The 11,926-nt window shown below is 42.4% G+C and carries 11 protein-coding genes; 1 reads left to right on the top strand and 10 read right to left on the bottom strand.

Translation table 11 applies throughout. From position 1 onward, the window contains the following. Positions 1-19: 19 nt before the first annotated feature. The 9 genes from EL140_RS03270 to EL140_RS03230 all read right to left on the bottom strand — a co-directional run bounded on the left by EL140_RS03270 (position 20) and on the right by EL140_RS03230 (position 8,995). A complete protein-coding gene (locus EL140_RS03270) occupies positions 20-925 on the bottom strand; it encodes a DMT family transporter (RefSeq protein ID WP_000047998.1) in 906 nt (301 codons plus the stop codon). A gap of 8 nt (positions 926-933) precedes the next feature. Beyond that, positions 934-1,869 (bottom strand): serine hydrolase domain-containing protein, encoded by a 936-nt coding sequence (locus EL140_RS03265; RefSeq protein ID WP_000870775.1) that lies wholly within the window; start codon positions 1,867-1,869, stop codon positions 934-936. Next, on the bottom strand, positions 1,866-2,591 hold the full coding sequence (locus EL140_RS03260) for a CppA N-terminal domain-containing protein (RefSeq protein WP_001102077.1): 726 nt from the start codon (positions 2,589-2,591) through the stop codon (positions 1,866-1,868). The genes EL140_RS03265 and EL140_RS03260 overlap by 4 nt, the downstream gene beginning before the upstream one ends. A gap of 110 nt (positions 2,592-2,701) precedes the next feature. Further along, positions 2,702-3,571, bottom strand: coding sequence for an aquaglyceroporin Gla (gla, locus tag EL140_RS03255; protein WP_000348117.1), 870 nt, complete (start codon positions 3,569-3,571; stop codon positions 2,702-2,704). 157 nt (positions 3,572-3,728) lie between these two features. Next, a complete protein-coding gene (locus EL140_RS03250) occupies positions 3,729-4,895 on the bottom strand; it encodes an ATP-grasp domain-containing protein (protein ID WP_001108607.1) in 1,167 nt (388 codons plus the stop codon). Positions 4,896-4,907: 12 nt separating this feature from the next. Further along, positions 4,908-5,648: an esterase family protein gene (locus EL140_RS03245; RefSeq protein ID WP_000546813.1), complete on the bottom strand. Its 741-nt coding sequence runs from the start codon at positions 5,646-5,648 to the stop codon at positions 4,908-4,910. A gap of 20 nt (positions 5,649-5,668) precedes the next feature. Then, positions 5,669-6,493 carry an alpha/beta hydrolase gene (locus EL140_RS03240; RefSeq protein ID WP_001016817.1) on the bottom strand — a complete coding sequence of 275 codons (825 nt, stop codon included), beginning with the start codon at positions 6,491-6,493 and terminating at the stop codon, positions 5,669-5,671. Between the two features lie 136 nt (positions 6,494-6,629). Continuing rightward, the gene (gene thiI / locus EL140_RS03235; protein ID WP_001200092.1) at positions 6,630-7,844 is read right to left on the bottom strand and encodes a tRNA uracil 4-sulfurtransferase ThiI; all 1,215 of its coding nucleotides are present in this window, start codon (positions 7,842-7,844) and stop codon (positions 6,630-6,632) included. A gap of 8 nt (positions 7,845-7,852) precedes the next feature. Continuing rightward, positions 7,853-8,995, bottom strand: a complete 1,143-nt coding sequence (locus tag EL140_RS03230) for a cysteine desulfurase family protein (RefSeq protein WP_000638930.1) — start codon at positions 8,993-8,995, stop codon at positions 7,853-7,855. 137 nt (positions 8,996-9,132) lie between these two features. Between EL140_RS03230 and EL140_RS03225 the strand changes: the two genes are divergently transcribed. Then, positions 9,133-9,558, top strand: a complete 426-nt coding sequence (locus EL140_RS03225) for a DUF6556 family protein (protein ID WP_000073912.1) — start codon at positions 9,133-9,135, stop codon at positions 9,556-9,558. A 44-nt stretch (positions 9,559-9,602) separates the two neighbouring features. Here the strand turns inward: EL140_RS03225 and EL140_RS03220 are convergent, their stop codons facing one another. Next, positions 9,603-11,909 carry a DNA translocase FtsK gene (locus EL140_RS03220; protein ID WP_002874419.1) on the bottom strand — a complete coding sequence of 769 codons (2,307 nt, stop codon included), beginning with the start codon at positions 11,907-11,909 and terminating at the stop codon, positions 9,603-9,605. Positions 11,910-11,926: the final 17 nt, after the last annotated feature.

The following is an 11,926-nucleotide window of genomic DNA, read 5'->3' as shown; positions in this document are numbered from 1 at the left end:
GATTGAGTGGATTTTTTAATTACTTACTCTTTATTTCCAACAGTAAATCTTTCAATGAAATAATGGTCACGGCTAGTAAAATCATAGCCATACCGACAAAATCAATCGCATAAAACTGTTCCTTCATAATCAGAAAGGCAAAGAAAACCGCAGAAATTGGTTCTATGGAAGCCAATAAACTAGACTTAACAGGGCCTATCAGACTAGCTCCCTTTAGGAAAGCTGTATAGGCAAAGACCGTTCCGATGATGATAATCCCAGCAAATGCAAAGAGAAAATCTAAGCTGGTTGGTATGCTGGCCTGTAAGACTCCTGTGAAGGGAATAGCCACTACACCAGAAATAACCATCCCGACACCAATCACCAAAATACTGCCCCACTTCTTAATCAAAACGATGGGAAGGATAATATAGAGAGCATAGGTCAAGGCTGAAAAGAGGCCCCAGAAAAGTCCAGCAGGTGTGACAGACAACTGGTCAAGTTTCCCATGCGTCGCGATAAGAAACGTTCCTCCAATTGCTAAACCAATCGAAATAATCTCAGCCAGAGTCGGTGCTACCTTATCTTTCATACAGGTATAAACCAAAATCCCAACAGGACATACATACTGGAGAACCGTTGCCGTTCCAGCATTGGTCTCCTGAATGGCAGAAAGATAGGCAAACTGGTTTAAGAAAAGTCCGAACACTGCAAATAGCAACAGAGATATCAGACTTTTTCTGTCTTTTAAAAAAGCATAGAGTTTATCCTTTGCAGTCGTATAGGATAAGAACACCAGTGCCAAGCCTGCAATGATAAGTCGCAAATTGGTCAAGACTAAAGCAGAAATCCCGTGTGCCATCAGGTATTGGCCACTGGTTCCAGACAAGCCCCAAGCAATCCCTGCCACTACTGTATACAGAGTTCCTTTTACGGTTTTTGACATACTTCTTCCTACTCCTCTTGACGAATCATTTCCATCACTTGATTTCGATCGACTATCCACTGGGCACGCTCATCCTTCTCATACGTTCGATTGGATAGAAAGATAGACGCTTCCTGCTTCTCCCGATTCCACATGATAAAGGTACCAGTATAGCCCGTATGGTCGAGCCAAGCTCCTTCCAGATTCCATGATAGAGACCGCTCCTTATCATCTAAAGGAGAAAAATTTCGGCTCAATTCTGCTGCAAAATCATCTTTCAAATAATGTTCCAGAAAGATCTGCAAATCCTTAACAGTCGAAAACAAACCAGCACTTCCTGCGTGTTTCCCTAATAGACGGGCTTTGGGATCGTGAATGTTTCCGGCCTCCACCCCTCTCACTGTTGGTACAGCTTGCTCAACAGGACCAAACATCGTTTCCTTCATCCCCCATGGTTCCAAAACTTGTTTTTTTATAATCTGATCCAAGTCTTGGTTAAAGATTTTTTCCAAAAGAAAGCCCAAGAGTAAAAAGTGAACGTCCGAGTATAGGAAGGCTGGCTGATTTCGTCTGTTGAGGTGAAACATGGCTTCTCTTAATTCCTCTGCCCTTAACTTGTCTCGATTGGGAATAAAGGGGTCCAAGTCTGTGGCATGGGTCAGAAGCTGCCGTATAGTGATATCAGGATAATCACACTCCGGTAAAAAATCCGTTACCGGTCGCTCAATATCGAATGTGCCCTGCTGCCACAAGAAGGTCAAAACCGTCCCCACTCCCACGACCTTACTCACACTGGCTAGATCATAAACCAAACCACTTTCTGTCTTCAAGTCTCTTTCTGGATCACTCAATCCTAGATAAGACTCTTTCCATTCACCATCCTTATAATACGCAAAAGAGGCCCCGGGATAAATCCCTGCCTCAATTTGATTTTCTATTTTTCTTAGAATTTTTTCCCACTTCATGCTTCTTCAAACCACAATTCAATGTTATTGGTATCTTTACCGAGGAAGAATTTTTCAGACTTAGGGACAAAGTAGCCTGTCTTTTCAAATTTCTGACGAAGACTGGTTAGATCAAAATTCTTGACTAAAAATTTTAACATCGTCAGGTCCCAAGTGACATTGTTTTCAACAGCCAAATCTGGTCCTTGTCCTTTAGTAAAGGTAATTACTGGCGCTACTCCTTCGGGATCAAGTAAACTCTCTGTCCCTTCAGGTAAACGCAACTCCATAGAAACCTCAAATTGGCTCACGTATTTTATACTTGTATTTGAATAAAATTCAGGAACAGTTTCCAGTGGAACCAAATCTCTTATATCATCTTCTGCATGAACAAGGATCACATCCTCTTCAGGAGAAACAATCTCAAAAGCATACCCACGGTTTCCTTTAAATAGGCGAGGAAGAGACTTCATCTGAGAAAGGAGGGCCTCGATTTCAGAAGGATTCTCAACCTTTATCAAGAGTCTAGCTAGCTTCTTAAGCCCTTCAACTCTGCGTGTTCGCATGCTTGGAGCCTCTTCTAAAATCAATCTTTCAGTACCTGTCTGATCACCTAAGGAAAGAAAGGCAGACTCTTCCAGCAAAGGTTTCATCCCTAGGGTTTCAATGTAAAATTTTTCATTTAATTTTCGATTATTAACTTTCAAAGTCGGAACGATCCGAACAATCTCATTCACATTCATAAATTCCTCCAACTCTTTTATTTTAAAGGATTTTCGAATATTTTACAAGCCATATCTATTTTATTTAGAAATTTTATAACAAAAAAACTGGGATTCCCCAGTTTTATTTTTTATAGGTAAAGTAGTTTAAATAGTGCTACTGCTGCAATACCCGCTGCAATTGGAGCTACAACCGGAACCCATGCATACCACCATTTTGAATCACCCTTGTGTTGACCAAGAACTGATTTTGGAAGGAGTTCATGAAGAAGACGTGGTCCAAAGTCACGAGCTGGGTTCAAACCAGGTCCAGTAGGTCCACCGAGTGAAGTTACCAAGGCCATCACTAGGAAACCAAGTGCCAAGTGCGCAACTGAGATCCCAGCAGCTGTATGTGGAGCTACTTGAGCTTTCACTGCCAATTCACTTAAATCAACAGTTTGTCCAGCTTGAGTAGCCATTTGTTTCATGTATTGAAGAACCTCAGCACCAAAGAAGTTTTTAGTCAAACCAAGTGCTGCAAAGAAAAGAACAAATGAACCTACAAACTCATTGAGGAAACCGTTAACAGTAGCTGCAAAACGTGATTCTTTTGTACCGTGGTCGATGCTTGAAATCGTTGAGAAGGTACCCAAGATATTGTTTGGATTTTCTGTCTTCAAGTAGTAAGGACGGTGAGTCGCTACAACCAAAGCTTGACCAAAGATTGCTCCCAAAACTTGTGCTAGGATGTAATATGGTACTTGCTCCCAAGAGAAAAGTCCACTAACAGCAAGTCCAAGAGTGAAAGCTGGGTTGATGTGGTTACCAGATACATTACCAAACATCAAGGCTGGGATCATAACCCCCATACCATAACCAACCGCGATAACGAGCCAGCCACTTTGGTGACCTTTCGTACCTTTAAGTTCAACGTTAGCAACTGCACCATTACCAAGAATGATCAAAATAGCAGTTCCCAAGAATTCTGTGGCATATTTAATAGCCCATGTAAAATCCATTTGATAGATTCTCCTTAAATTTTTTTAGACAATCCTTATTCTATCAATTTTTAGGCCTTTTAGCAATATCTTTTCTAAAAGAATCTATGGAAAACGCTTTATTTAACTTATCTTTAAGAAAAGGACAAAAGAAGTCAAACTCCTTTTGTCCTAATCGTTATTCTTGACGTTGACCAAAATCTGCAATCATCTGCTCCATCTCTTGGCGACTCGGAGTGGTCAACATATAAAGGTAGTCCCCTTGTAGCTCTGCAAAGGCTGCTGGCATGATTTTTTTGACCTTGAATTGCTGGCTGTACTTAGCAAGCAAGTCTTCTTCTGAATAGACATAATTTGCATTGGCACGACGTGAAGTAGCTAGACAGTATTGAGGTTCAAATTCTGATGCTGGGAACTCTTCTCCTGCGACAATAGCTGCATAACCTCGGTAGAGATCCAAGGAGTGGGCAAAGTTATAAACATCAATGGTAAAGCCACCTGCAGGACGGTTATTGTACTCAATGGCAATGTAGTCATCCCCGTCACGGAAAAACTCGATATGGAAAAAGCGCTCTTTCATACCAAATTCCTTGACAATGGCCTCGCCATACTTGCGCAGTTTTGGATCCATATCCTTGAGTACATAGTAGGAATTGTCCATCTTATAAATCATGAGATCAAGTGGTGTATGGGCATAATCAAAAGTCGTTGAAAAGACGATGTTGCCATCCTTGTCCACAAGCCCGTCAAAGGTACAGATTTCGCTAGAAGTGACAAATTTTTCAAAGAAATAAACGGTTGAATGGTCCCATTCAGCCTTAAAGTGATTTACATCGTCTTCTGTCTCAAGCTTAAAGGTTGCTGCCGCTCCCACTCCATTGTCAGGTTTGGCAATCATTGGTAGACCGATTTCTTTCACTGCTTTATCCACATCTGCTTCTGTCTGGATAACAGTACCAGGTACCACAGGGACACCTGCTTTTTTGAAAAGTTTCTTCATCTCAGACTTAAACTTGGTCTTTTTGAGATCCTCTGGTTTGGCACCAAAAACATTGAATTGCTCACGAAGTGCTGCATCCAGCTCAAGCCAGTATTCATTGTGAGATTCGATGCGGTCGATTGGGCCATGCTTGTAGAACAGAAAGGCAACAGCACGTTTGACTTCGTCTATGTTTTCAAGATTGTCCACACGGAAATACTCGGTTAGGCTATTTCGCAAAGGTTCATCTAGTTGTTCGTAAGGTTCTTGACCAATTCCCAAAACGGTGATGCCTTTATTGGCTAACTCGATGGTAAATTGTTGGAAGTTTTGCGGATAGTAGGGAGAAATAACAAGGTAATTCATAGGCAACTCCTTTTATAGATACAGGTGTCCAAGAAAATAGGGCATTTGTTTACGCCACCATTCCCAGTCATGGGCGACATCGTGTCCCCATTCAGCAAACCAGGCTGGAATTTGTTTCTGGTCAAAGGCTTCTTTAAGCTTGTAGAAAGATGGTAGACCGTCTTGTTCCCAGGCACCAAGTCCCGTACAGACGACGATTTCTGCCTGACGGTAACGATCAATAAACCAGCCGTCGTTTTGATTCCAGATATAATCTACTGGTGAGTTTTGGTAAATAGCATCATCATTGTAGTAATCGCCAACGAAGAAACGTGCGTCGTAAACACCACTGAGGGCAATCACCTTGGTAAAGACATCTGGATGCTGGAGAAAGAAATTGAGTGCATGGTAGGCCCCCATTGAGCATCCTGTCGTCATCATGCCATCAAACCAACCTATCTTGTGCTTGATAAAAGGAATGGCCTCCTCAATCACATAGCGTTCGTAGGCGCGGTGCATCTCCGCCTGGTCATGACCATTTTTCCAAGTAGCCAACCAGCTCTCACTGTCAACACTGGAGAGAGTAAAGAACTGGACGCGCCCTTCCTCGATAAAGGAAGCACAGGCATCAATCATGCCAAAATCATAGTATTCGTTGTGACTGCCACCAGATGAAGCAAAAACAACAACTGGAATCCCAGCATGTCCATAACGGTTGAGGTACATTTCACGATTAAGATTGCCACTCCAGTGGCTAAGGTTTTCAATATGCATTGGCTTTCTCCTTTCTTAACTTACCATTTCTCTGCAAAAAATCGGAGACAGTCTGGCAAATTTTCCGACCAAGGTATTTCACTATGGATGGCACCAGACTGAACTTTCAAGACAAGATTATCCAAGTGTACTCCACCTGCAATCAAATCACGGTAATAACGAAGCGACGAGTCGATATAGGCTTGTTTAATATTGCCAGCCATCAGGGTCTTGTCCGTATCATCCGCTTCTTCTGTTCCAACATAGATGAAAATGCGCTGTTCAGGCGACAATTTCTTGCGCTCGATATAGCGGTTAAAGGCTTCTTGGTGAAGCCAGTTGGCAGAGGAGAAGACACCTAGACAACCAATTCGGTCTTGGTACTCTAGTCCGATAAACTGAGTAATATTGCCTCCTAGTGACGAACCAATCATAGCCGTATGCTGGCGATCAGCTTTGGTTCGGTAGGTTTCATCGATAAAAGGCTTGACCACTTCCATGACAAACTCGGCATACTCCACACCCTTACCACCAAACTGCTGGCCTGGGATAGGAGATTCTTGAAATTTCCAAGCCGCATACTCATTCATCCTCCCCATACCATCATTATCTATGGCAACGACAATCATGCGACTGATGTCAGGATTTCGCTTAATGGCTGGAATAATCTTCCAAGAGTGTCCGATATAAGACTCCTTGCTGTAAAAGACATTTTGCCCATCATGAAAGTAAACAACAGGGTAAAAACGGTCTGTGTCTTTCTCGTAGTCCTTTGGCAGGAGCACACGCACACGACGCTCTTTTCCAGTATAAGGAACCTTGAGTTTGTGTTCTTTCATTTTTAAGTAAAAGTAGGAATGATTCATTGTCAGAAAACTCTCTATATTCAAAATTTTATCTTATTATACCATAAAAATAGAAAAAAAGTCAGTTAATGTCCATTTTAAGGATAAATAACTAACTTTCTTCATTTGTTTTTCTGAATTCTTCTGGATTTTCTGATTAGAGGAGATTGTCAATTAACTCATCGACAGCATCTTTTTCAACCTGGGGAGTGATTTCAGTAATCATAATCCCAGCCACTGCTCGCTCAACCAAGCCTTCAACATCCATGCGTTTTTCATACTGCTCTGCATTCTCTATCTTAGGATTGGTCTTGGGACGGTCAGGTGCAAAAATAGTACAGCAGTCCTCAAAAGGCTGGATTGAAATTTCAAAGGTATCGATTTCCTGCGCGATGTCAATGATTTCCAACTTGTCCATGGTAACCACGGGACGAATAATTGGAGTGCTAGTCACAGCGTTGATAGTCTGCATGCTTTCCAAGGTCTGGCTGGCTACTTGACCAAGACTTTCCCCATTGATGATAACTAAACCATTTCTCACCTCTCGAATACGGTCGGTAATCCGCATCATAAAACGACGGGTCAAGGTCATGAGGTAGGCTTCTGGCGCTTTAGCCTTGATTTCCTCTTGAATCTCTGTAAAAGGCACCTCAATAAACTGGATATTTCCACCAAACTTGGTCAATTTTCGAGTCAAATCTTGGGCTTTTTTAAGGGCACCGGGACTCGTGTATGGCGGACTGGCAAAGTGAACCGCCTCAATATCTACACCACGTTTAAGAGCTAAATAACCAGCTACAGGTGAGTCAATTCCCCCTGACAACATGAGCATACCTTTACCAGAACTTCCCACAGGTAATCCTCCTGCTCCACGAAAAGTTTCATAGGAAAGATAGGCAGCCTCTTCACGAATCTCAACCTGAAGATTAATATCTGGATTTTTCATCTGAGCTTGCACGTTTGGAATGGCCTCGAAAACAGCTCCACCGAGAGTTTGATTGAGTTCACGACTATCCAATTCAAAGTTGTGGTCGCTACGCTTGCTAGTGATTTTAAAGGTCATCCCTTCCTTATAGATTTCCTTCATAATCTCTTGGACAGCAGACTTCAGAACTTCCACTGACTTTTCAATCTTATACACAGGAGAAAAATTTTGAATCCCAAATACTTGTTTGAGCGATTCTGCTACTGCTGTATAATCAGCTCCATTGAGGTAAGCGTGGGCTCGGTCGCGATCTGCGGTTACCTTAACTTGGGGATAGATAGACAAAACGTCTGAAATATTATTACGAAGTTTATTGATGAAACGCATACGATTTTTGTGTTTGGTTGACAATTCTCCATAGCGAATCATAATTTCTGAATACTGCATAAATGCTCCTATCTTACTTTTCTAGTTTGATTGTAAATTAATTTTAGCTTGGTCAAGAACTGCTCGACCTGACTCATATCATTTTCCAGGTCTAGGCTTAGACGCACAGCTGACTGGGCCTTATCCTTGTCCACTCCCATGGCAATCAAGGTCCCCGCAGGTTTTCCTGCCTTGGACGAACAAGCAGAGGTTGTGGAAATGAAAATATCATAGTCTTCAAAGGCGTGAACGATGACTTCACCACGAACACCCTTAATCCCAAAAGTCAGGATATGAGGGGCAAAGTCTTCCTCATCTGAAAAGACAAAAATATCTGGATAATCCAGAAGGGCTTGACGAATGACTGCCTTCATCTGCCCTGTCTTACTAGCAAAGATATCTAACTTTTCCATAGATAAACGGAGAGCTTTGGCTGTCGCTGCAATCCCTGCCACATTTTCAGTTGTCGAACGAGAGTCTCGCTCCTGACCACCACCAGTTAAAAGAGGCGTAATCTTCTTACCAGACTTGATATAGACAAATCCAACACCTCTGACACCATGAAACTTATGACTCGAAAATGTTGCAAAATCCACTCGATCTGTCAGATAGTTTTCAATCGGAATCTTAGCGAGTGCCTGAACCGCATCAACGTGGAAAGAAATAGTCGGCTTATCTGCCAACAGTTTTGAAATAGCTTGAATTGGCTGGATAGAACCGATTTCATTGTTAACTGCCATGATGGAGACGAGAGTCGTATCAGGACGTATCAAATCTGCTAATGCTTCAACATCCACAAATCCTTTCTCATCAACTGGAGCAAAATCTATCTCAAAACCTAGACTTTTCAGCCAAAGGGCTGATTCCTTGACTGCTGGATGCTCAATAGCTGATACGATGATATGCTTGCCAAACTGGGCTTTTTCAAAGGCCACACCCTTGATGACCCAGTTATCTCCTTCTGTTCCACCAGAGGTAAAGAAGATTTCATCACTCTTCTTCCCAATCAAATCTGCAATTTGCTGCCGGGAAGCATCTAAAATTCGTGTTGCCTGATCTCCCAAACGATGGAGACTAGATGGATTTCCTACAATTTTTGAAGCGACCTGCATGTAAGTTTCAAGTGCTTCAGGATAAGGCTTGGTTGTCGCCGAATTATCAAAGTAGATCATGTTTTCTCACGCTTTCTAAAATCACTCCTTCTATTGTATCACGAAAAGAGACCTGCGACAAGAAAGGGAGGTTTCTCTTTTTTTAAGATTTTTTTAAAGAAATGAGGTATAATAAATCATAATTAAAGGAGAGTATCATGTCTAACTATCGTAGAACTTCAAAACCAAAAACAGAACATATCAAAAAGGGATTTACTGTCTTTCAAAAAACGATTGCTACCATCGGTAGTATCCTTGGCCTAATCACCGCTACTATCACCATCATGAACGCTTTGGATAATAACAAAAACAACAAGAAAGAACCGACGACAACCCAAACAACTGTTGTCAAGGAAATTCAAAAGGAATCCCCTCAGGAAAATACTACACCTAACAGGGACAACACTTCTACTAAAGAAAATACCACGCAAGAAGAAACTTCTCAATCCAATAAAAAAGAGGAGAAAAAAGAAGAACAGAAAACAACAACTCAGGACTCTTCTACACCAGCTACAAATAAAGAAACAAGCGATAATGGAACACAGTCAAGTACGACGAGTTCTGAAACTAAAACGAATCAGTAATCACCAAAATAGCTTCTTTCCAAATTTGGAAAGAAGCTATTTTTTTATTGTTGCAATACTTTTCGTGGTTTGGTTCCCTCAGCTGGACCGATGACACCTGCCATTTCGAGTTCTTCCATCAGGCGAGTCGCACGATTAAATCCAACTGACAAACGACGCTGAATCATCGAAGCGCTAGCTTTCTGGGTTTCGATAACCAAAGCCTTAGCTTCTTCAAAAAGCGGATCGCTACCAGCTTGACCATCAGAGAAATCTCCTTCATTTTCAGGGACATCTCCTGGGTCAAAGCTTTCATCGTAGTCCGCATCGGCTTGCGCCTTGATGAAGTTTACGATACGTTCAACATCATCATCCGAGATAAAGGAGCCTTGCAGACGGACTGGGTGATTTTCATCAATTGGTTTAAAGAGCATGTCTCCTCGACCAAGCAGTTTTTCTGCTCCATTCTCATCCAAGATGGTTCGTGAATCTGTACCTGATGAAACTGCAAAAGCCACACGAGATGGGACATTGGCTTTAATGAGACCAGAGATGACATCAACCGATGGACGTTGCGTTGCGAGAATCATGTGAATCCCTGCAGCACGCGCCTTCTGTCCGAGACGAATGATGGCATCTTCTACTTCCTTGCTAGCCACCATCATGAGGTCTGCCAACTCATCCACAATGACAACAATCAAAGGCAGCGGTACTTGTTTGTACTCAGATTGGCTATTAAATTCTTCAACCTTGGAATTGTAACCAGCGATATTTCGTACTCCAACCTTAGCAAAGAGTTCGTAACGATTTTCCATCTCATCCACAACCTTTTGCAGGGCCTTGCTGGCCTTGCGTGGATTGGTCACAACTGGAATCAAGAGGTGAGGAATGTCATTGTACACCGATAACTCAACCATCTTTGGATCCACCATCATAAACTTGACCTGGTCGGGTCTTGCTTTCATGAGAATGCTGGCAATAATACCGTTAACTGCGACTGACTTCCCTGATCCCGTCGAACCTGCAACCAGTAGGTGGGGCATCTTGGAAAGGTCAAAGGTGCGAGCAGTTCCATTAACCGCCTTCCCTAGAGGAATTTCGAGGAGATTTTCTGGTTTAGTCTGAGACTGTTCCCAGAGTTCACGGAAAGAAACGGTCGCAATCTCAGAGTTGGGCACTTCAATTCCGACTAAGGATTTACCAGGGATTGGAGCCTCAATCCGAACATCCTTAGCTGCTAGAGCTAGCGCTAAGTCGTCTGCCAGATTGGAAATGCGGTTAACCCGTACACCGACTGCTGGTTTGACTTCATACTTGGTAACTGATGGTCCAATTTCAGCCCGTTCTACCGTCACCTTGATACCAAAGCTGGCAAAGGTTTCTTCTAGGATTTTGATATTTTCTCGAACAATCTTCTTTTCCTTGGATTGGTCTTTGGGTTTATCTGGCGCAAAGAGTTGCAAGCTTGGCAGTTTGTATTCGAGAGCTTCTTTGGTAGAAAAATCAACCTGCACCTCTTCATCCTCAAAATCTTCTTCCACATCTGGAACGTCAAAATCAGTTTGAGGGAGGATAATCTCCGGTTCGATCCACTCTTCCTCAGGAATTGGTGGGAAATCGTAGTCTGGTACTTCTGATAAGATTTCTCCCGTTTCAGGATCTACAGGAGGAAGCGGTAATGCATCCTGTTCTTCTTGTTCTCTCTGAATTCTGGCTGCTTCTTCAGCTTCTTGACGAGCCTTCTCTTCTTCTCTCTTGATGAAGCGTTCCTGTTTTCTCTGTTCCTGTTTTTCCATGAAAGATCTGAACTGAGTTCCAATAAAGGCTGCAACATCGTAAATAGACCAAGGACTAACCAAGAGTGCCCCAACTAGAATCAAAAGAATTCCAATAAAGTACGACCCGATATTTGAGAAAAGAAAGGCTATGGGAATATAAAGTCCGACACCAAGCAAGCCTCCACCAGCGAAGCTAGTCACCCGCATACCAGTCAGGTCCGTCATAACTTGAGACAGGGTCCCTTTTAGAACTGACTGCTCCAAGCCATATTTCCAAACCAAGTAGGCCTCAAAAATCAAGAGCAAGCCAGCGAAGATACAAAGAAATCCTGACAGAAGTCCCTCTTGCTTGCGGATCCATTTAAATAGAAAAAGATAAATGAGGAGACCGCCTATAGCCACATAGGCCAAACTTCCAACCACCAGTCGAATGAGATTATAAAGTGTGACACCCGCCGCACCAAGCTTGAGGGCTGCAATAATCAACAATAAAGCAATCCCTAAGGAAATCAACATCCTCTGAATAGCTTGTTTTCTTTCAAATTCTGCTTTAGACGGTCTCCGTCTTGTTTTTGTAGTATTCTTGTTTGCCATTCTTTTATTATACCATA

Source organism: Streptococcus oralis ATCC 35037 (assembly GCF_900637025.1).
Classification (GTDB): domain Bacteria; phylum Bacillota; class Bacilli; order Lactobacillales; family Streptococcaceae; genus Streptococcus; species Streptococcus oralis.
This window is presented reverse-complemented; position numbering and strand designations above follow the sequence as displayed.